The organism is Streptomyces sp. NBC_01429, assembly GCF_036231945.1.
GTDB lineage: Bacteria > Actinomycetota > Actinomycetes > Streptomycetales > Streptomycetaceae > Streptomyces.
The window spans coordinates 4,820,974-4,840,451 of the sequence record NZ_CP109599.1; the positions used below are offsets into that span (position 1 = coordinate 4,820,974).

The window sequence follows — 19,478 nt, forward strand, 5'->3', positions numbered from 1 at the left end:
ACAGACGGCCTCGCTGCGCCCGGCGGGCCCCGGACGAGCGAGCGAGGTGCCCAGTGCAGACCCCCCGCCTGGAGGAAGTGCGCCTCACCTCCTTCAAGAGCTTCACCGACCAGCGCCTGTCCCTCCAGAACCTCACCCTCCGTATGTCCTCGGGTGCCACTCTTTGTGCCGGACAAGACAAGCGCCGGCCGCCTGGTGCATCAAGCAGCTGAACAGGTGTTGTCTGCCCTCCGGCAGGCTTTCCTGCTGGACCCGGTCCCGCACCTCATGCGTCAGTACGTGCCGGAGCGGGACACCGAACTGCGCCGCAGCGCCGACAACCTGAGCGCGGTGGTGGGTGAATTGCGGAGCAGCGCCCCGCAGGCTTTCGGTCGGCTCAAGAAGCTGATCAGCGGGATGCCGGAGAATCCGGTGGTCGACATCGACACGGTCGTCACCTCGCTCGGAGACGTACAGCTCGTGCTCCAGGAGTCAGGGTTCCACGGCGCCGTACATGAGGTCCCTGCTCGGTTGCTCAGCGACGGCATGCTGCGATTCCTCGCCTTCGGTACGGCCCTGCTCGACGCGCCCGATCGCGGCGGTGAGATGGACAAGGGCCGTCCCGCACGGCTCCTCGTGATCGAGGAGATCGAGAACGGGCTCTACCCCACCCAGGCGGCGCGGGTGCTGCGTCTGATGAGGGAAGAGGCCCAGCAGCGCCGTATCGAGGTTCTCTTCACCACCCACAGCCCCGCCCTGCTCAACGCACTCACCGCGCAGGACCACTCAGGGGTTGTTGTCTGCACCCGTGATCCGGACTCGGGGGAGAGCAGGCTGACGCCTCTCACGGAGCTGCCCGGGTACGTGGACCTTCTGGCAGCGGGCGACCTGGGGGACGCGGTCGCCAAGGGACGGCTACCGGACGCCGTACGTCCCCGGGACGCGGAGACGATCAGCGTCGAGGACTTCTTGAGGAGCCTGTGAGCAAGCAGCGTCGGCCGGGCTCCGGCCTTGAGCTTCCCGTTGTCGACTTCCTTGACACGTCCGTCTTCGTCGAGATCCTCGACGTTCCGTACATGAACGACCACAGAGCCGACGTGCTCGCCGAGATGGACCGCCGACTCTCCGACCGCGTCCAGTTCATCCTGCCCACCGCGACGGTGGTCGAGACCGGAAACCACGTCTTCCAGATCAAGGAAGGCGCCGCCCGGCGCCGGTGCGCCGCCATGTTCATGAGCATGCTGCGGAAGACCGCGCTCGGTGAAGCTCCCTGGGTACTGCACGAGCGCACCTGGGACAGCTCGCTCCTCATGTCCCTGTGCGACGGCGGGGTCACGGGCATGGACCTTGTCGACCACGCCGCGCGGCAACAGCTCGGTACGGGCGATCTGAGCATTGTGGTGGAGCGCGACCTTTCGTCTCGTACGCCTCGGAGCACTGACCCCCGGCCCTTTCGCGCCTCGTACGCGTCCTTGCCGCGGCTGGTAACGCTCGGGAATCATCGGCATTCGGAACGTATCCGATGGGCGAGGGGAAGCTGTCGATGTCCGCTGTACCTGTACGCCGAGACTGGGCCGATCGCGCGGTCGCCGGGGTCGCGTCACCGTTGCTGAACGGGATCATCGGGGTCGCGGGAGTCGCAGTCCCGGTTGCCGCCTGGGTGAACGACAAGCTCAACACGAATGTCCTCCTCGCTGTGGAGACGGTCCTGCTCCTGTTCGCGGTGGCCAGCCACATGTGGCTGCGGAGGATCTACGTTCAGTTACGGAGAGCCAACAGCCACGACATGTCCGATGCGCAGTTCTTCGATCTGGTCCGCTCACAGCTGGAGAGGGAACTCATCGCGGACTTCGGGGAGATCGCGGACGGGCATCTACAGGTGTACGCGTCCGAGGTGCCCCGGTTGTCGGTCCTGCTGTTCAAGGTGCTTATCGAGTCCGACTCCCAGCCGAGGCGCGTACTCGCCGCAGATCTGACGACCAACCCGAACCTCCTGACGCAGCGCCGGGAGTACCTCGCGGTCAACCGCCGGCTCATCGAGTCCGGCGGTACGGTTCAGCGGCTCTTCATCGGGTGGGCCGAGGACCTGGCACGGGAGTCCTACGCGCAGTCGCTGACGCAGCTGATCAATCACCACCGCGCTCTCGGCGTGCAGTGCGGCATCGCCGTACGCGACCGCCTCCGGGCCGAACAGGCCGTCGACTTCGTTGTCGTTTCCGGGGCGGCCGTGCTGGTGGAGGAGGAGCAGGGCGACGCCGACTACACACACGGCCGGTCCTCGGTCTACTTCAAGCAGGTCGACCGCTGGACCGGACGCTTCGAGTCCATCTGGAGCCATGGCGCGGACTCGGCCCCCTTCGTCTTGCAGTCCTACGAGGCCGTGGTCCGTCCGATGCTCGACGCCGGCGTCTGGGATGCGGCCAGGGTCCGGGCAGCCGTAAGCGAGCTGTGAGCTGCGATCACGGGACGGCTGGGGCGGCAAGCACCCGGACCGGGTGCTGCCCCTCTCGGTAGAATGGGCGCAACCAGCCGGTCTGCGGGGCCGGTGTGAGTCGGAAAGCGGTTCTCGCCAGCCATGTCGCATCTCTCGATCGCCAAGACCCATGGGTCACGCAATGACATCTTCGTCATCGACGGAGCCCCGGACGATCACTTCGCCTCCGGGGACGTAACCCGCGCGGTCGAGCGGCTGTGCGACAGAAAGCTGGGCCTGGGAAGCGACGGCGTGTACTTTCTCGCCGACAACGGCGACGGGTCGGCCCGAGCGTGGTTCTTCAACCCCGACGGCTCGCCCGCACTCCTCTGCGGCAATGGCATGCGCTGCGCGGGTCGGCTGCTGCTGGACAAGTACGGTGCGGATTCCGCTGTCGTGCACACCGGGCCGTACAGCTTCACTGTCCGTAACGCGAATTTCACCCCGCAGGGCGTGCGGCAGGTCGCTGTCGAGTTGCCTTCCGTCGAGTTCTCCCCGGCCGAGCCGCTGGTGGCCGGGGTGCGCCGGCCGTTCGTCGGTCAGGTTTTCCCGCCCTTCCACACCGAGCGCGCCGTGACCGCGCTGGCCGTCCCCAACTCGCACCTGGTCACCGTTGTCGACGCGTACGACGAGGCGGAGCTGGTCGAGACGGGCAGCAGGGTCGCCGCCGATCCGGAGGCGTTCCCGATCGGGGCCAATGTCTCCTTCGTCCTGCCCCTGGCCGACGACGAGGTGTTCGTCCACACCTTCGAGCGCGGCGCGGGACTGACGCCGTCCTGCGGCTCCGGGGTGGCCGCCTCCCGCGCGGTGACCTCGCGGCTCGGTCTGGTCGACCCCGACGTGGCGCTGTTGATCCGCAACCCTGGCGGTCCCGCCCGTTCCTGGCTTCAGGAGCACGAGGGCCGGTGGCAGCCGGTTCTCGAAGGCAACGCCACGGTGGTCTACCGCACGGAGATCGACCCCGCGGCGCTCTTGAACGACGGTCCGCTGGAGATCACGGGCGAGACCTATCTTTCGGAGATCGAGGCATTCGACGCGCTGTTCCAGGAGAATCTGAAGGCGTTGCGTGCGGCCGGAGTCAGCCCGACCATCATCTGATCCGCAGGGGACGGGCGGGCTCATGGACATGAGGAATGGGACATGCTCATCCCCTTAATGATCATTGTGGCCGGGATCGTCCTGCGGCAGGTCGACCGGTGGTGGTTCAGCCCCGCCCGAGGTGATGATCCCCCGGGATCGCTGCATACGGTCATGGCGGCGCAGCGCCGACGGGCCAATGACGTCACGCCTGTGCTGCTGCTGGCGGGGCACTGGCTGGAAGTGGCGGGCTGGTGGGTGCTGGCGGTCCGTACGGGGCCGGTGGGCTGGGTCGCGGTCACGGTGGCGGTCGCGGTGAAATTTCGGCATCTCCAAGAGGTCAGCCACTTCGCGGTCCACGGGGTGCTCACGCGGAGCGCCAAGGCGGGCACCGCGTGGACCGAGGCGACCGTCCACGCTCCGCTCGGCTTCGTGCCGGTGCCCGTGCGGCGCGAGAAGCACGTACGTCAGCACCACCCCAACGCCACAGTCGCCGGAGTCGATCCCAACCTGGCGGAGTTGCACCGCGCCGGTCTGCTCCCCGGGGCACGTCCTTTTCGGTTCGCCCTGGCCGTGGTACATCCTCTGACGCCCACGGGCCTCGCGCACACATGCCGAACCCTGGCCACCACGTTGCGGCCACGGAGGGGCTCGTGGTGGCGACTGCTCGCCTTCGCAGCGGTTCCGGTCGCGGCGGGCCTCCTCGTCGGCTGGCCCGCCGCGCTCTTCGGCTTCCTGCTGCCACGGCTCCTGCTCTATCCGCAACTGGCGTGGATGAGCCTGCTGGTGGAGCACCGCTGGTTCGACGCCGAGCCCGCCGCCGGAAGCCCGGCGGCCATCGAGGCCGCCCGCTGCCTGCGCCTCTACCCCCGGAGCCCGGTCCTGGCGCTGCTGGCCCGGGGGACATGGCTTCCGAACGGGGATCTGTTCCACTACGCCCACTCCGTCCATCCGGCGGTGCGCTGGAACTACCTCCCCGCTCTGGAACGGAGCATCGGGAATCCCGAGTACACGCCGCAGGCGTTGCTGCTGGGGCGGTCCGCAGTGATCATTCGCCATCACCGGGCACTCGGCGGGAGGCGTCATGAGGACGGGGGTCGCGCGCCTACGAAGTCGTCGCCCGCGCGGCCGCGTGCGCGTTCTCTGAGCGGACCGGAACGGCTGCGGTAAGTCGTCCAGCGCCCTGGACGTGCCCGCAGGGCCGCAAGGCTCAGTGTGTGGCGGTGGCGGTTTTGGTGGTGGGGAGGGGCTTGCCCAGCATCGTGCAGACCGCCGCGTCGGCCAGGGCCTTGTTCGCGGGGGCGGCGGCGGGCAGCCTGACGCCCAGGTTGGTGGAGGTCAGGACCGTGACGCTGCGGCTGCCTGTGCGGTCGGTGTAGATCTCGCTGCCGTAGCCGGGCAGGCCGCCGGTGTGGCCCCATACCGTTCCGCAGGGGGTGCGGACCTCCATCAGGCCCAGCCCGTAGCGGTCGCCCTTCGGGTCGGCGGCGTCCTGCGCGACGGTGGTGCGCATCTGCTTCATCTGGGCCGGAGGCAGCAGCTTGCCCGACATCAGGGCGGTCAGGAAGCGGTCCCAGTCCTGGGCGGTGGAGACCATGCCGCCGGAGGCCCCGGCCCAGCTCGGGTCGATCCCCGTGACATCGACGTGGTCACCGCGCGCCGGGCCCGCGGGGCCGAGGCCCTCGGGTGCGCCGGGCGGCAGGAGCGGGGCGAGGTGCTCGGCATCAGGCTCGTAACCGGTGACATGGCCCCGGCCGGTGCGCCAGCTCGCGTCGGTGGACAGGTAGGTGTCCTTCATGCCGAGCGGCCGGATGACGCGCTGTTCCATCAGGTCGGCCAGCGGCTGCCCGGTGGCCTTCTCCAGTACCAGACCGAGCGCCACGTAGTTGGCGTTGCTGTAGAACCACTCCTCGCCCGGCGCGCCGCGGGTCTCGGCCAGGGCCAGCAGCTGCTCGGGGGCCCATGCGCGCTGTTCCAGTCCGAGGAGGGAGGGCAGGAACTCGGGCACCAATACGAAGTCGTCCAGGCCGCTGGTGTGGTTCAGGAGCATCTCGACGGTGATCCCCTGTCCGCCCGGAACCAGGCCGGGCAGCCACTTCTCGACCGGGTCGGCAAGGCGGATCCTCCCCTCGGCGACCAGTTGCAGGACCAGGGTGGCCGTCACGGTCTTGGTGTTGGAGGCGACCCGGAACTGGTCGTTCGTCCTGAGGACGTGGTCGGCCCTGGTCCAGGCCGCCTGCCGGGCGATCTCCACGACCGGTCCGTGGCCCCGGTCGACCCGCACGATCGTCCCCAGTGAACCGGTGTCCGCGGCCTCCTGCGCCAGCTCGGCGAGCTGCTTCACCTGCGACTGCCGTGCCGTGCCGGGGCTGGTGTCCACCGGGTGGGCCGGGCTCGCGGAGGCCGTGACCGCCGCCGTCGCGGTGATGGCGGTGGCCAGTGTCAGCGCCACCGCCGCCGACAGACTCCTGCGGCGCGTCGACTGCGTGCGTGTACCCATGTGCGGACTCTCCCGAGCAGAGGCCGGGCTCCGGTCGAGCCCGGCGGTGAGCAGCCCCGCGGCGCTCACCGCCGGGCTGCTGCTGACAGGAAGAACTCTGCCGACCGCACGACGGGACGGCCATCAGGCAACCACCCATCCGTGAAAGGGGGTTACCCCCCTCTCGGCACAGGAGCCACCGGTACGGCAGCCACCGGTACAGGAGCCACCGGCACGGGAGCGGGAGCCGCCGGCACGCGAGCCGCGCGGCTGCCGGTCAGAGCCAGTCCCAGCTGACGTTGATCCGGCCCGCGTTGAGGTCGCCTATGCGGGAGAACGCGGCCGGGCTGAGGTCCACGTCGTTCGTGGCGCAGCCCGCGCAGCGGTCCACGACCGTGACCGTCACCGAGCCGAGTGGGCCGTTGACCTGTAGCTGCCGTCCGCAGACGGGGGAGTTGTTGGGGTTGGGGTACGTGCCGTACACGCCGGGCGAGACGGCGACCACCAGCTCGCCGTCGTTGTTGTTCCAGCCGCAGGCGCCGAGGCCGGTGTTGTACCAGGTCGCCTGGCCGGCGATCCGCGCCGTGTCCGGCGCGGCGGTGGCGGAGGTCGCGGTGGCGCCGAGGGTGCCCAGGGCCAGGGCGGTCGAGGCTCCGGCCAGCAGGGCCGTGGGGATGCGGGACATGGCGGAAGCGCGCGAGGTGCGGGACATGCGATCGACCCCTTCGAACAGGTGGGTGTGTTCGGGAGTGGCGCCAGTCGTCCGGTGGAAGCGGTGGGGGGAGTGGGGGGCAGCGCGTGGCCGTGCTCGGTCCGTGTCTGGTCCGGACTAATGATGCGCACGGGGCCACCGCTTTCCCAGAGGGCCTTTTCCGCCACTCCTGGCAGTGCGTACTCCTGGTCACCTCGCGTGACGGTCCGCGTGCGCAAGGTCGCGGACAATGGCCGTCGGTGGTGCGTGTGGATTGACCGATCCGGTCGTGGGGTACGCTTCTGCACCCTGATTGGCCAGGGCCGAGGCGCCTGTGGCACACTGTTCAGGTTGCTCGGTTGAGTGCCAATGCTGCGCGCCTCCCGCCGGGAGGACCGGAAGCGAGTCCCACAGTACTCGTCGCCCCAACTGCCTTACGGGCAGCGCTGAGGCGGACGTACGGGAATCTTCCGGGAAGTGTCAGTGGGGTACCAATCAGGCTCCCGGTGGCTGAACGCGTTCGTTATTACTACTGACGCGGCTCGACCCCGGCTCGCGGACTTGGGCCGCACCCCTCGCAGGGAAAATCCTTCGGGAAATTTTCGCGGCAGGGATGCGACACGCCCGACCGCGTGGGTCGGAGAAGAGCCCGGAACTACCGGGTCCCAGAGCGTTACGAGAGACAGGACTACGAAGCAGCCATGGCGGGACAGAAGATCCGCATCCGGCTCAAGGCCTACGACCACGAGGTCATCGATTCCTCGGCGAAGAAGATCGTCGAGACGGTGACGCGTACTGGTGCGTCGGTCGCGGGCCCGGTGCCGCTGCCCACTGAGAAGAACGTGTACTGCGTCATCAAGTCGCCGCACAAGTACAAGGACTCGCGCGAGCACTTCGAGATGCGCACGCACAAGCGCCTGATCGACATCCTCGACCCGACGCCCAAGACCGTTGACTCGCTGATGCGCCTGGACCTTCCGGCCGGCGTTGACATCGAGATCAAGCTCTGAGAGGCGCGGAAGAGATGACTAAGCCGATCAAGGGTGTCCTGGGCGAGAAGCTCGGCATGACCCAGGTCTGGGACGAGAACAACCGTGTCGTCCCGGTGACCGTGGTGAAGGCCGGGCCCTGTGTCGTTACCCAGGTCCGTACGAATGACAGCGATGGCTACGAGTCGGTCCAGATCGCCTTCGGCGAGATCGACCCTCGCAAGGTGAACAAGCCCCTCAAGGGCCACTTCGCCAAGGCCGACGTGACCCCCCGCCGCCACCTGGTGGAGCTGCGCACCTCCGACGCGAGCGAGTACACGCTCGGCCAGGAGATCACCGCTGCCGCGTTCGAGTCCGGCGTCAGGGTTGACGTCACGGGCAAGAGCAAGGGCAAGGGCTTCGCCGGTGTCATGAAGCGTCACAACTTCAAGGGCCTCGGCGCCGGTCACGGCACCCAGCGCAAGCACCGCTCTCCCGGCTCCATCGGTGGCTGCGCCACCCCGGGTCGTGTGTTCAAGGGCCTCCGCATGGCGGGCCGTATGGGCAACGAGCGGGTCACCACCCAGAACCTGACCGTTCACGCCGTTGACGCGGAGAAGGGCCTGCTCCTGATCAAGGGTGCGGTTCCTGGTCCGAACGGCGGCCTCGTCCTGGTCCGTACCGCGGCCAAGGGGGCCTGAGGTAACTGATGAGCACCGTTGACATCCTTTCGCCGGCAGGCGACAAGGCCGGGACCGTCGAACTCCCTTCGGAGATCTTCGACGCCAAGGTCAGCATTCCGCTGATCCACCAGGTCGTAGTCGCCCAGCTGGCCGCTGCCCGACAGGGCACGCACAAGACCAAGACCCGCGGCGAAGTCCGTGGCGGTGGCAAGAAGCCGTACCGCCAGAAGGGCACCGGCCGCGCCCGTCAGGGCTCGACCCGCGCCCCGCAGTTCGCCGGCGGTGGCGTCGTCCACGGCCCGCAGCCGCGTGACTACTCGCAGCGGACCCCCAAGAAGATGAAGGCCGCCGCCCTGCGCGGAGCCCTCACCGACCGGGCCCGTCACTCTCGTATCCACGTCGTCTCCGGCCTGGTCGAGGACGCGGTGTCCACGAAGGCCGCCAAGACCCTGCTGGGCAAGATCAGCGAGCGCAAGAACGTGCTCCTGGTCGTCGAGCGGGCCGACGAGGCCGCGTGGCTGTCCGCCCGCAACCTGCCCCAGGTGCACATCCTGGCGCCGGGCCAGCTGAACACGTACGACGTGATCGTCTCCGACGACGTGGTCTTCACCAAGGCCGCTTTCGAGTCCTTCGTGTCTGGCCCTTCCAAGGCCGATGACAACGAGGGGAGCGAAGCCTGATGGCCGCCGAGATCACCAGCAAGACCTTCACGGACCCGCGCGACATTCTTGTCAAGCCCGTGGTCTCCGAGAAGAGCTACGCGCTGCTCGACGAGAACAAGTACACGTTCATCGTGGCGCCCCACGCCAACAAGACCCAGATCAAGCAGGCCGTGGAAGCGGTCTTCTCGGTCAAGGTCGCCGGGGTCAACACGATCAACCGCCAGGGCAAGCGCAAGCGCACCCGCACCGGTTTCGGCAAGCGCGCCAACACCAAGCGCGCCATCGTGACCCTTGCCGAGGGCGACCGTATCGACATCTTCGGCGGCCCGACCTCCTGACGGAGGTCGAGACGTCCAGGATCCGGAATATTTCCGAGGACTGAGAGACAATGGGTATCCGCAAGTACAAGCCGACGACCCCGGGCCGTCGTGGCTCCAGCGTCGCCGACTTTGTCGAGATCACGCGGTCCACGCCGGAGAAGTCGCTGGTCCGCCCGCTGCACAGCAAGGGCGGCCGTAACAACGCCGGTCGTGTGACCGTTCGCCACCAGGGTGGTGGACACAAGCGTGCCTACCGCGTGATCGACTTCCGTCGTCACGACAAGGACGGCGTGCCGGCCAAGGTCGCGCACATCGAGTACGACCCCAACCGCACCGCTCGCATCGCGCTGCTGCACTACGCAGACGGCGAGAAGCGCTACATCATCGCCCCGGCCAAGCTGAGCCAGGGCGACCGGGTTGAGAACGGCCCCGGCGCCGACATCAAGCCGGGCAACAACCTCCCGCTGCGCAACATCCCGGTGGGTACGACGATCCACGCCATCGAGATGCGTCCCGGTGGCGGAGCGAAGATCTCCCGTTCCGCGGGTGCTTCGGTCCAGCTGCTCGCGAAGGAAGGCTCTATGGCCACCCTTCGTATGCCCTCCGGCGAGGTCCGGATGGTCGACGTCCGCTGCCGCGCCACGATCGGCGAGGTCGGCAACGCCGAGCAGTCGAACATCAACTGGGGCAAGGCCGGCCGTATGCGCTGGAAGGGCGTTCGCCCGACCGTCCGCGGTGTCGCGATGAACCCGGTCGACCACCCGCACGGTGGTGGTGAGGGCAAGACCTCCGGTGGTCGCCACCCGGTCAGCCCGTGGGGTCAGAAGGAGGGTCGTACTCGCTCGCCGAAGAAGGCAAGCAGCAAGTACATCGTCCGCCGCCGCAAGACGAACAAGAAGCGCTAGGAGCGGGTTTAGATGCCGCGCAGTCTCAAGAAGGGGCCCTTCGTCGACGGACACCTCATCAAGAAGGTGGATGTCCAGAACGAAGCAGGCACCAAGAACGTCATCAAGACCTGGTCCCGTCGCTCGATGATCGTCCCGGCCATGCTCGGCCACACGATCGCGGTGCACAACGGCAAGATCCACGTCCCGGTGTTCGTCACCGAGTCGATGGTCGGCCACAAGCTCGGCGAGTTCTCGCCGACTCGCACCTTCCGCGGCCACGTCAAGGACGACCGGAAGTCGAAGCGCCGCTAACGCGGGGTGACTGACTATGACTTACACCGAAGGGACAACCATGGAAGCCAGGGCCCAGGCGCGGTACATCCGCGTCACGCCCATGAAGGCCCGCCGAGTGGTGGACCTCATCCGTGGCATGGATGCCACGGAGGCTCAGGCGGTCCTGCGCTTCGCCCCGCAGGCCGCGAGCGTGACGGTAGGCAAGGTGCTCGACAGCGCCATCGCCAACGCCGCTCACAACTACGACCACACCGACGCCTCTTCGCTGGTCATCAGCGAGGCGTACGTGGACGAGGGTCCGACCCTGAAGCGGTTCCGGCCGCGCGCCCAGGGCCGGGCCTACCGGATCCGTAAGCGGACCAGCCACATCACCGTGGTCGTCAGCAGCAAGGAAGGAACCCGGTAATGGGCCAGAAGGTTAACCCGCATGGGTTCCGGCTCGGTATCACCACGGACTTCAAGTCCCGTTGGTACGCCGACAAGCTGTACAAGGACTACGTCAAGGAAGACGTTGCCATTCGTCGCATGATGACGAAGGGCATGGAGCGGGCCGGCATCTCGAAGGTCGAGATCGAGCGCACCCGCGACCGAGTCCGCGTGGACATCCACACCGCGCGTCCGGGCATCGTCATCGGCCGCCGCGGCGCCGAGGCGGACCGTATCCGCGGCGAGCTGGAGAAGCTGACCGGCAAGCAGGTTCAGCTCAACATCCTTGAGGTCAAGAACCCCGAGGTCGACGCTCAGCTGGTGGCCCAGGCCGTCGCCGAGCAGCTGTCCTCGCGTGTCTCCTTCCGTCGCGCCATGCGTAAGAGCATGCAGTCGACGATGAAGGCCGGCGCCAAGGGCATCAAGATCCAGTGCGGTGGCCGTCTCGGCGGCGCCGAGATGTCCCGCTCGGAGTTCTACCGCGAGGGCCGCGTGCCCCTGCACACGCTCCGCGCGAACGTGGACTACGGCTTCTTCGAGGCCAAGACGACCTTCGGCCGCATCGGTGTGAAGGTCTGGATCTACAAGGGCGACGTCAAGAACATCGCCGAGGTGCGCGCCGAGAACGCCGCGGCCCGCGCCGGCAACCGTCCGGCCCGTGGTGGCGGCAACGACCGCCCCGCCGGCCGCGGTGGCCGTGGTGGCGAGCGTGGCGGCCGCGGCCGTAAGCCGCAGCAGGGCGCCGGAGCCGAGGCCCCCAAGGCCGAGGCCACCGCCGCTCCCGCCGCTGACGCGGCGGCGCCTTCTACCGGCGGAACGGAGGTCTGACCGAAATGCTGATCCCCCGTAGGGTCAAGCACCGCAAGCAGCACCACCCGAAGCGCAGCGGTATGTCCAAGGGTGGCACGCAGGTTGCGTTCGGTGAGTACGGCATCCAGGCGCTGAGCCCGGCGTACGTGACGAACCGTCAGATCGAGGCCGCTCGTATCGCGATGACCCGTCACATCAAGCGTGGCGGCAAGGTCTGGATCAACATCTACCCGGACCGTCCGCTCACCAAGAAGCCTGCCGAGACCCGCATGGGTTCCGGTAAGGGTTCCCCCGAGTGGTGGATCGCGAACGTCAAGCCCGGTCGGGTGATGTTCGAGCTGTCCTACCCGAACGAGAAGATTGCGCGTGAGGCGCTTACCCGCGCTGCTCACAAGCTTCCGATGAAGTGCCGGATCGTTCGGCGCGAGGCAGGTGAGTCGTGATGGCGGCCGTTACCAAGGCGTCCGAACTGCGCGAGCTGGGCAACGAGGAGCTTGTCGCCAAGCTTCGCGAGGCCAAGGAAGAGCTGTTCAACCTCCGCTTCCAGGCGGCGACCGGTCAGCTCGAAAACCACGGGCGGCTGAAGCTCGTCCGTAAGGACATCGCGCGGATCTACACCCTGATGCGTGAGCGCGAGCTGGGCATCGAGACGGTGGAGAGCGCCTGATGACTGAGAACAACGTGACCGAGACCAAGGCTTCCCGCGGAGACCGCAAGACCCGTGAGGGTCTGGTCGTCAGCGACAAGATGGACAAGACCGTCGTCGTCGCTGTCGAGGACCGCGTCAAGCACGCGCTGTACGGCAAGGTCATCCGCCGTACGAACAAGCTCAAGGCGCACGACGAGCAGAACGCCGCCGGCATCGGCGACCGCGTCCTCCTGATGGAGACCCGGCCGCAGTCCGCCACGAAGCGGTGGCGCATCGTCGAGATCCTCGAGAAGGCCAAGTAACACCCTCCGAGGGGGTTTCCTCTCGGACTAGTTCCGCCAGGCTCCGGGGGCCATTCGCAGAATGGCCCCCGGGGAACCGGCAGACGATCAGGAGATAGACGTGATCCAGCAGGAGTCGCGACTGCGCGTCGCCGACAACACGGGTGCGAAGGAAATTCTCACCATCCGTGTTCTCGGTGGCTCGGGTCGCCGCTACGCGGGCATCGGCGACGTCATCGTCGCCACCGTCAAGGACGCGATCCCCGGTGGCAACGTGAAGAAGGGTGACGTCGTCAAGGCCGTCATCGTTCGCACCGTCAAGGAGCGCCGCCGTCCGGACGGCTCGTACATCCGCTTCGACGAGAACGCCGCCGTCATTCTGAAGAACGACGGCGACCCTCGCGGCACCCGTATCTTCGGCCCGGTCGGCCGTGAGCTGCGCGAGAAGAAGTTCATGAAGATCATCTCGCTCGCGCCGGAGGTGCTGTAAGCATGAAGATCAAGAAGGGCGACCTGGTCCAGGTCATCACCGGTAAGGACAAGGGCAAGCAGGGCAAGGTCATTGTGGCCTACCCCACGCAGGACCGTGTTCTCGTCGAGGGTGTCAACCGGGTCAAGAAGCACACCAAGGCCGGTCAGACGGCTCGCGGTTCGCAGACCGGCGGCATTGTGACCACCGAGGCCCCCGTTCACGTCAGCAACGTTCAGCTGGTCGTGGAGAAGGACGGCAAGAAGGTCGTCACTCGCGTCGGCTACCGCTTTGACGACGAGGGCAACAAGATCCGCGTTGCCAAGCGGACCGGTGAGGACATCTGATGACTGCGACCACTACCGCGCCGCGTCTGAAGCTGCGCTACCGCGAGGAGATCGCGGGCAAGCTGCGTGAGGAGTTCTCCTACGAGAACGTCATGCAGATCCCCGGTCTCGTCAAGATCGTGGTCAACATGGGTGTGGGCGACGCCGCCCGCGACTCCAAGCTGATCGAGGGCGCCATCCGCGACCTCACCACGATCACCGGCCAGAAGCCGTCCGTCACCAAGGCCCGGAAGTCCATCGCGCAGTTCAAGCTGCGCGAGGGTCAGCCGATCGGCTGCCACGTCACCCTCCGCGGTGACCGCATGTGGGAGTTCCTGGACCGTACGCTGTCGCTCGCGCTGCCGCGTATCCGTGACTTCCGCGGTCTGTCGCCGAAGCAGTTCGACGGCCGTGGCAACTACACCTTCGGTCTCACGGAGCAGGTCATGTTCCACGAGATCGACCAGGACAAGATCGACCGGGTCCGGGGCATGGACATCACCGTGGTCACCACGGCGACCAACGACGACGAGGGTCGTGCCCTCCTTCGTCACCTCGGCTTCCCGTTCAAGGAGAACTGACCGTGGCGAAGAAGGCTCTGATCGCTAAGGCCGCCCGTAAGCCGAAGTTCGGCGTGCGCGGTTACACCCGCTGCCAGCGCTGCGGCCGGCCCCACTCCGTCTACCGCAAGTTCGGCCTGTGCCGTGTGTGCCTTCGTGAGATGGCCCACCGCGGCGAGCTGCCGGGCGTGACCAAGAGTTCCTGGTAGTCCTGAATCCAATCTGTCGGCCGAAGGCCGCCCTTGAGGGGTGGCGGTCGGGCGACGGGTGGGCGGACTGCTCGAAACTCTCGGTAAGTAATTGGTTGGCGGGAGCCCTCCTCCACATGCCGTAGGCTTGTGGGGTTGGGCGCCCGCCGTCCATAACGACTTACTACGCCGTAGGTCCCCGCACCGCACCCGTCCCGACTCTGATTCGGGGAGAGGGATGGCGCATACAGGAAACCCCGGCGAGAGAGGCCGAAGGCCAATTCATGACCATGACTGATCCCATCGCAGACATGCTCACGCGTCTGCGCAACGCGAACTCGGCATACCACGACGACGTCGTGATGCCGCACAGCAAGATCAAGTCGCACATCGCGGAGATCCTCCAGCAGGAGGGCTTCATCACCGGCTGGAAGGTCGAGGACGCCGAAGTCGGCAAGAACCTCGTCCTGGAGCTGAAGTTCGGCCCGAACCGCGAGCGTTCGATCGCCGGCATCAAGCGCATCTCCAAGCCGGGTCTGCGCGTGTACGCGAAGTCCACCAATCTGCCGAAGGTCCTCGGCGGCCTGGGCGTGGCGATCATCTCCACGTCCCACGGTCTCCTGACCGGCCAGCAGGCCAGCAAGAAGGGCGTAGGTGGGGAAGTCCTCGCCTACGTCTGGTAGTCGGGAACGGAGGAAAAGCTCATGTCGCGAATCGGCAAGCTCCCCATCCAGGTTCCCGCCGGTGTGGACGTCACCATCGATGGCCGCACGGTCGCGGTGAAGGGCCCCAAGGGGTCCCTCTCGCACACCGTCGCCGCGCCGATCGAGGTCACCAAGGGCGAGGACGGCACCCTCTCGGTGCTGCGCCCCAACGACGAGCGTCAGAACAAGGCCCTTCACGGCCTGTCCCGCACGCTGGTGGCGAACATGATCACCGGCGTGACCACGGGATACATCAAGGCGCTCGAAATCAGCGGTGTCGGCTACCGCGTCCAGGCGAAGGGCTCCAACCTGGAGTTCGCCCTGGGCTACAGCCACCCGATTCTCATCGAGGCCCCCGAAGGCATCACCTTCAAGGTCGAGACGCCCACGAAGTTCTCTGTCGAGGGCATCGACAAGCAGAAGGTCGGCGAGGTCGCCGCTAAGATCCGCAAGCTGCGGAAGCCCGACCCGTACAAGGCCAAGGGCGTCAAGTACGCGGGCGAGGTCATCCGCCGCAAGGTCGGAAAGGCGGGTAAGTAAGCCATGGCATACGGTGTAAAGATTGCCAAGGGTGACGCGTACAAGCGCGCCGCCATCAAGCGTCGCCACATCCGCGTCCGTAAGCACGTCTCCGGTACGCCGGAGCGTCCTCGTCTGGTCGTGACGCGCTCCAACCGCAACATCGTCGCGCAGGTCATCGATGACATCGCGGGCCACACGCTCGCGTCGGCGTCGACCCTGGACACGTCGATCCGCGGCGGCGAGGGCGACAAGAGCGCCCAGGCGAAGCTGGTCGGATCCCTGGTCGCCGAGCGCGCCAAGGCCGCCGGTGTCGAGGCCGTCGTGTTCGACCGCGGTGGTAACCAGTACGCAGGGCGCATTGCCGCTCTGGCTGACGCCGCCCGCGAAGCCGGGCTGAAGTTCTAAGCCCCGGTTCCTACGCAAAGCGGACGTAACAGAGAGAGGTAAATCCAATGGCTGGACCCCAGCGCCGCGGAAGCGGTGCCGGTGGCGGCGAGCGGCGGGACCGGAAGGGTCGCGACGGTGGCGCTGCCGCCGAGAAGACCGCTTACGTTGAGCGCGTTGTCGCGATCAACCGTGTCGCCAAGGTTGTGAAGGGTGGTCGTCGCTTCAGCTTCACCGCGCTGGTCGTGGTGGGCGATGGTGACGGCACCGTCGGCGTCGGTTACGGGAAGGCGAAGGAGGTTCCGGCCGCCATCGCCAAGGGTGTTGAGGAGGCCAAGAAGAACTTCTTCAAGGTCCCCCGTATCCAGGGCACCATTCCTCACCCGATCCAGGGCGAGAAGGCCGCGGGCGTTGTCCTGCTCAAGCCTGCTTCCCCCGGTACCGGTGTGATCGCCGGTGGCCCGGTGCGCGCCGTGCTCGAGTGCGCCGGCGTGCACGACATCCTGTCGAAGTCGCTCGGCTCCGACAACGCGATCAACATCGTGCACGCGACCGTGGCGGCCCTCCAGGGCCTGCAGCGTCCCGAGGAGATCGCGGCCCGCCGCGGTCTGCCCCTCGAGGACGTCGCCCCCGCGGCCCTGCTTCGTGCGCGTGCGGGAGCGGGTGCGTAATGGCCCGTCTCAAGATCACGCAGACGAAGTCGTACATCGGCAGCAAGCAGAACCACCGCGACACCCTTCGTTCGCTCGGGCTGAAGCGCCTGCACGACGTGGTTGTCAAGGAGGACCGTCCCGAGTTCCGCGGCATGGCCAACACCGTGCGGCACCTCGTCACGGTTGAGGAGGTTGACTGACATGGCGGAGAACAGCCCGCTGAAGGCTCATGACCTCCGTCCTGCCCCGGGCGCCAAGACCGCCAAGACCCGTGTGGGTCGTGGTGAGGCGTCCAAGGGTAAGACCGCAGGTCGTGGTACCAAGGGTACGAAGGCCCGTTACCAGGTTCCGGCACGCTTCGAGGGTGGGCAGATGCCCCTCCACATGCGTCTGCCGAAGCTCAAGGGCTTCAAGAACCCCTTCCGCACCGAGTACCAGGTCGTGAACCTGGACAAGCTCTCCGCTCTCTACCCCGAGGGCGGCGAGGTCACGGTGGCCGACCTGGTCACCAAGGGTGCGGTGCGCAAGAACAGCCTCGTCAAGGTCCTGGGCCAGGGCGAGATCTCCGTAGCGCTCCAGGTTTCGGTTGACGCCGTCTCCGGGTCCGCCAAGGAGAAGATTGCCGCTGCCGGCGGCACCGTCACCGAGCTCGTCTGAGACAACTCGATGGCCTGAACATCCGACCGGGGATGCCTCCTAAATGGGGCATCCCCGGTTGGTCGTTCCAAGGGGGGCACTGTCGCCGGTAAGGTGGCGTGCGTTGTTGCTGTATTGAAGCCGGGGGACCGCCCCCGGACCCCCGCCGCGCGGTGTGTCCGCAGGGACTCGCCGCGTGGTAACGCTCGTTCCTTATCCGTCGATCCTCAATACCGTCACCTCTGACGCAGTAGCGCGGGGGTCGCAGGAGGCACCGTGCTCACCGCGTTCGCCCGGGCGTTCAAGACGCCCGACCTGCGCAAGAAGCTGCTCTTCACGCTCGGCATCATCGTGCTGTACCGGCTCGGGGCGCACATCCCCGTACCCGGCGTCAGCTACGCGAATGTCCAGGAGTGTGTCGACGCGGCCCAGAAGGGCAATAACAGCCTGTTCGGCTTGGTGAACATGTTCAGCGGCGGGGCGCTGCTGCAGATCACGATCTTCGCGCTCGGCATCATGCCGTACATCACCGCGAGCATCATCCTGCAGCTGCTGACCGTGGTCATCCCCCGGCTGGAGGCCCTCAAGAAAGAGGGTCAGTCCGGTACGGCCAAGATCACGCAGTACACCCGTTATCTGACGGTCGCCCTCGCCGTCCTCCAGGGCACCGGTCTGGTCGCCACCGCCCGCAGCGGCGCGCTCTTCAGCGGCTGCCCGGTCGCCTCGGAGATCGTGCCCGACAAGTCGATCTTCATCACCGCCCTGATGGTGATCACCATGACCGCGGGCACCGCGGCGGTCATGTGGCTCGGTGAACTCGTCACCGACCGCGGCATCGGCAACGGCATGTCCATCCTGATGTTCATCTCCATCGCCGCCGGCTTCCCCGGCGCGCTGTGGGCCATCAAGGAGAGCGGCACGCTCGCCAAGGGCTGGATCGAGTTCAGCACCGTCATCCTGATCGGCTTCGTGATGGTGGCCCTGGTCGTCTTCGTCGAGCAGGCGCAGCGCCGGATCCCCGTGCAGTACGCGAAGCGCATGATCGGCCGCAGGTCCTACGGGGGTACGTCCACGTACATCCCGCTCAAGGTGAACCAGGCGGGTGTGATCCCCGTCATCTTCGCGTCGTCGCTGCTCTACATCCCGGCCCTGGTCGCCCAGTTCTCCAGCGGCGACTCCGCCTGGAAGACCTGGATCGAGGCGCACTTCGTCAAGGGTGACCATCCGTACTACATCGCGACGTACTTCCTGCTGATCGTCTTCTTCGCCTTCTTCTACGTGGCCATCTCCTTCAACCCCGAAGAAGTCGCCGACAACATGAAGAAGTATGGTGGCTTCATCCCGGGTATCCGGGCAGGTCGCCCCACGGCCGAGTATCTGAGCTACGTGCTCAACAGGATCACTTGGCCGGGCTCGCTGTACCTGGGTCTGATTGCTCTTGTTCCGACGATGGCGTTGGCGGGCTTCGGCGGTGCTAACCAGAACTTCCCGTTCGGCGGGACAAGCATCCTGATCATCGTGGGTGTGGGTCTGGAGACCGTGAAGCAGATCGAGAGCCAGCTTCAGCAGCGCAATTACGAAGGGTTCCTCCGCTGATGCGAATCGTCCTCGTCGGACCGCCCGGTGCCGGCAAGGGAACGCAGGCCGCGTACCTTGCCAAGAACCTGTCGATTCCGCACATCTCGACGGGCGACCTCTTCCGGGCCAACATCAGCCAGGGCACGGACCTCGGCAAACAGGCGAAGGCGTACATGGACGCCGGGAACCTGGTGCCCGACGAGGTCACCAACGCGATGGCGCAGGACCGCATGGAGAAGCCGGATGCCGAGAACGGCTTCCTGCTGGACGGCTTTCCGCGCAATGTCTCGCAGGCCGGTGTGCTCGACGAACTGCTGACGGCGAAGGGCCTGAAGCTGGACGCGGTGCTCGACCTGGAGGTCCCCGAGGACGAGGTCGTGAAGCGGATCGCCGGCCGGCGGATCTGCCGCAACGACAGCGCGCATGTCTTCCATGTGACGTACAGCCCGCCGAAGAAGGAGGGCGTCTGTGACGTCTGCGGCGGCGAGCTGTACCAGCGGGACGACGACTCCGAGGAAACGGTGCGTACCCGCCTTGAGGTCTACCACACCCAGACCGAGCCGATCATCGACCACTACCGGGCCCAGGGCCTGGTAGTGACGATCTCCGCGCTCGGCAAGGTCACCGAGGTGACCGAGCGCGCGATGGAGGCGCTGGGGCGGGCGTAGGGCCCGGGCGGCAGCCCGAGCCGGCAGCAGAAGATTTCGTAAGGCCGTGGTGCCCCTCCGGGCGCCACGGCCTTACTGTTGAACACGATGTTCAGTAGTGACCGATCATTG

General features: G+C 66.9%; 30 protein-coding genes. 28 read left to right on the forward strand and 2 right to left on the reverse strand.

Features of this window, described 5'->3' with window-relative positions; all coding sequences use genetic code 11:
• Window positions 1–216 precede the first annotated feature (216 nt).
• The 5 genes from OG627_RS21130 (at window position 217) to OG627_RS21150 (ending at window position 4,699) form a co-directional block, all read left to right on the forward strand.
• Entirely contained in the window at window positions 217–963 is a 747-nt protein-coding gene (locus OG627_RS21130) for an AAA family ATPase (RefSeq protein WP_329067385.1), read from the forward strand.
• A complete protein-coding gene (locus OG627_RS21135; protein WP_329067387.1) occupies window positions 960–1,592 on the forward strand; it encodes a hypothetical protein in 633 nt (210 codons plus the stop codon). The genes OG627_RS21130 and OG627_RS21135 overlap by 4 nt, the downstream gene beginning before the upstream one ends.
• Window positions 1,523–2,431: a hypothetical protein gene (locus OG627_RS21140; protein ID WP_329067388.1), complete on the forward strand. Its 909-nt coding sequence runs from the start codon at window positions 1,523–1,525 to the stop codon at window positions 2,429–2,431. The genes OG627_RS21135 and OG627_RS21140 overlap by 70 nt, the downstream gene beginning before the upstream one ends.
• A gap of 123 nt (window positions 2,432–2,554) precedes the next feature.
• Entirely contained in the window at window positions 2,555–3,550 is a 996-nt protein-coding gene (gene dapF / locus OG627_RS21145) for a diaminopimelate epimerase (RefSeq protein ID WP_329067390.1), read from the forward strand.
• 42 nt (window positions 3,551–3,592) lie between these two features.
• Window positions 3,593–4,699 (forward strand): fatty acid desaturase, encoded by a 1,107-nt coding sequence (locus tag OG627_RS21150; protein ID WP_329067393.1) that lies wholly within the window; start codon window positions 3,593–3,595, stop codon window positions 4,697–4,699.
• Between the two features lie 40 nt (window positions 4,700–4,739).
• On the opposite strand, the gene OG627_RS21155 is transcribed toward OG627_RS21150, so the two are convergent.
• Window positions 4,740–6,029 carry a serine hydrolase domain-containing protein gene (locus tag OG627_RS21155; RefSeq protein ID WP_329067395.1) on the reverse strand — a complete coding sequence of 430 codons (1,290 nt, stop codon included), beginning with the start codon at window positions 6,027–6,029 and terminating at the stop codon, window positions 4,740–4,742.
• Window positions 6,030–6,285: 256 nt separating this feature from the next.
• Window positions 6,286–6,720 (reverse strand): RlpA-like double-psi beta-barrel domain-containing protein, encoded by a 435-nt coding sequence (locus OG627_RS21160; RefSeq protein WP_329067397.1) that lies wholly within the window; start codon window positions 6,718–6,720, stop codon window positions 6,286–6,288.
• A 680-nt stretch (window positions 6,721–7,400) separates the two neighbouring features.
• Between OG627_RS21160 and rpsJ the strand changes: the two genes are divergently transcribed.
• The 23 genes from rpsJ (at window position 7,401) to OG627_RS21275 (ending at window position 19,367) form a co-directional block, all read left to right on the forward strand.
• Entirely contained in the window at window positions 7,401–7,709 is a 309-nt protein-coding gene (rpsJ, locus tag OG627_RS21165; RefSeq protein WP_003948644.1) for a 30S ribosomal protein S10, read from the forward strand.
• A 14-nt stretch (window positions 7,710–7,723) separates the two neighbouring features.
• Window positions 7,724–8,368, forward strand: a complete 645-nt coding sequence (gene rplC, locus OG627_RS21170; RefSeq protein ID WP_329067400.1) for a 50S ribosomal protein L3 — start codon at window positions 7,724–7,726, stop codon at window positions 8,366–8,368.
• Between the two features lie 8 nt (window positions 8,369–8,376).
• Window positions 8,377–9,030, forward strand: coding sequence for a 50S ribosomal protein L4 (gene rplD / locus OG627_RS21175; protein WP_329067402.1), 654 nt, complete (start codon window positions 8,377–8,379; stop codon window positions 9,028–9,030).
• Window positions 9,030–9,350, forward strand: coding sequence for a 50S ribosomal protein L23 (rplW, locus tag OG627_RS21180; protein ID WP_443073514.1), 321 nt, complete (start codon window positions 9,030–9,032; stop codon window positions 9,348–9,350). The genes rplD and rplW overlap by 1 nt, the downstream gene beginning before the upstream one ends.
• A 50-nt stretch (window positions 9,351–9,400) precedes the next feature.
• The gene (rplB, locus tag OG627_RS21185; protein ID WP_114659660.1) at window positions 9,401–10,237 is read left to right on the forward strand and encodes a 50S ribosomal protein L2; all 837 of its coding nucleotides are present in this window, start codon (window positions 9,401–9,403) and stop codon (window positions 10,235–10,237) included.
• A gap of 12 nt (window positions 10,238–10,249) precedes the next feature.
• Window positions 10,250–10,531 (forward strand): 30S ribosomal protein S19, encoded by a 282-nt coding sequence (rpsS, locus tag OG627_RS21190; RefSeq protein ID WP_003966956.1) that lies wholly within the window; start codon window positions 10,250–10,252, stop codon window positions 10,529–10,531.
• A 40-nt stretch (window positions 10,532–10,571) separates the two neighbouring features.
• Window positions 10,572–10,919, forward strand: coding sequence for a 50S ribosomal protein L22 (gene rplV / locus OG627_RS21195; protein ID WP_114625505.1), 348 nt, complete (start codon window positions 10,572–10,574; stop codon window positions 10,917–10,919).
• On the forward strand, window positions 10,919–11,767 hold the full coding sequence (rpsC, locus tag OG627_RS21200; RefSeq protein ID WP_329067408.1) for a 30S ribosomal protein S3: 849 nt from the start codon (window positions 10,919–10,921) through the stop codon (window positions 11,765–11,767). Before rplV ends, rpsC begins: the two co-directional genes overlap by 1 nt.
• Window positions 11,768–11,772: 5 nt before the next feature.
• Complete coding sequence (gene rplP, locus OG627_RS21205; protein ID WP_014154587.1) at window positions 11,773–12,192, forward strand: 50S ribosomal protein L16; 420 nt, start codon at window positions 11,773–11,775, stop codon at window positions 12,190–12,192.
• A complete protein-coding gene (gene rpmC, locus OG627_RS21210; protein WP_030351440.1) occupies window positions 12,192–12,416 on the forward strand; it encodes a 50S ribosomal protein L29 in 225 nt (74 codons plus the stop codon). Before rplP ends, rpmC begins: the two co-directional genes overlap by 1 nt.
• Window positions 12,416–12,700, forward strand: coding sequence for a 30S ribosomal protein S17 (rpsQ, locus tag OG627_RS21215; protein ID WP_329067412.1), 285 nt, complete (start codon window positions 12,416–12,418; stop codon window positions 12,698–12,700). The genes rpmC and rpsQ overlap by 1 nt, the downstream gene beginning before the upstream one ends.
• A 100-nt stretch (window positions 12,701–12,800) precedes the next feature.
• Window positions 12,801–13,169, forward strand: a complete 369-nt coding sequence (rplN, locus tag OG627_RS21220; protein WP_003974257.1) for a 50S ribosomal protein L14 — start codon at window positions 12,801–12,803, stop codon at window positions 13,167–13,169.
• A gap of 2 nt (window positions 13,170–13,171) precedes the next feature.
• A complete protein-coding gene (gene rplX, locus OG627_RS21225; RefSeq protein WP_114659657.1) occupies window positions 13,172–13,495 on the forward strand; it encodes a 50S ribosomal protein L24 in 324 nt (107 codons plus the stop codon).
• A complete protein-coding gene (gene rplE, locus OG627_RS21230) occupies window positions 13,495–14,055 on the forward strand; it encodes a 50S ribosomal protein L5 (RefSeq protein WP_114625509.1) in 561 nt (186 codons plus the stop codon). The genes rplX and rplE overlap by 1 nt, the downstream gene beginning before the upstream one ends.
• Before the next feature lie 2 nt (window positions 14,056–14,057).
• Window positions 14,058–14,243 carry a type Z 30S ribosomal protein S14 gene (locus tag OG627_RS21235; RefSeq protein ID WP_003948630.1) on the forward strand — a complete coding sequence of 62 codons (186 nt, stop codon included), beginning with the start codon at window positions 14,058–14,060 and terminating at the stop codon, window positions 14,241–14,243.
• Between the two features lie 263 nt (window positions 14,244–14,506).
• Window positions 14,507–14,905: a 30S ribosomal protein S8 gene (rpsH, locus tag OG627_RS21240; protein WP_030351444.1), complete on the forward strand. Its 399-nt coding sequence runs from the start codon at window positions 14,507–14,509 to the stop codon at window positions 14,903–14,905.
• A 21-nt stretch (window positions 14,906–14,926) separates the two neighbouring features.
• A complete protein-coding gene (rplF, locus tag OG627_RS21245; protein WP_114625510.1) occupies window positions 14,927–15,466 on the forward strand; it encodes a 50S ribosomal protein L6 in 540 nt (179 codons plus the stop codon).
• Window positions 15,467–15,469: 3 nt separating this feature from the next.
• Window positions 15,470–15,853: a 50S ribosomal protein L18 gene (gene rplR / locus OG627_RS21250; RefSeq protein ID WP_114625511.1), complete on the forward strand. Its 384-nt coding sequence runs from the start codon at window positions 15,470–15,472 to the stop codon at window positions 15,851–15,853.
• A gap of 47 nt (window positions 15,854–15,900) precedes the next feature.
• The gene (rpsE, locus tag OG627_RS21255; RefSeq protein WP_114625512.1) at window positions 15,901–16,503 is read left to right on the forward strand and encodes a 30S ribosomal protein S5; all 603 of its coding nucleotides are present in this window, start codon (window positions 15,901–15,903) and stop codon (window positions 16,501–16,503) included.
• Entirely contained in the window at window positions 16,503–16,685 is a 183-nt protein-coding gene (gene rpmD / locus OG627_RS21260; RefSeq protein ID WP_024491595.1) for a 50S ribosomal protein L30, read from the forward strand. Before rpsE ends, rpmD begins: the two co-directional genes overlap by 1 nt.
• A gap of 1 nt (window position 16,686) precedes the next feature.
• On the forward strand, window positions 16,687–17,142 hold the full coding sequence (rplO, locus tag OG627_RS21265) for a 50S ribosomal protein L15 (protein WP_114625513.1): 456 nt from the start codon (window positions 16,687–16,689) through the stop codon (window positions 17,140–17,142).
• A gap of 255 nt (window positions 17,143–17,397) precedes the next feature.
• Window positions 17,398–18,717 (forward strand): preprotein translocase subunit SecY, encoded by a 1,320-nt coding sequence (secY, locus tag OG627_RS21270; protein ID WP_329067416.1) that lies wholly within the window; start codon window positions 17,398–17,400, stop codon window positions 18,715–18,717.
• Window positions 18,717–19,367: an adenylate kinase gene (locus OG627_RS21275; RefSeq protein ID WP_329067417.1), complete on the forward strand. Its 651-nt coding sequence runs from the start codon at window positions 18,717–18,719 to the stop codon at window positions 19,365–19,367. Before secY ends, OG627_RS21275 begins: the two co-directional genes overlap by 1 nt.
• Window positions 19,368–19,478 lie beyond the last annotated feature (111 nt).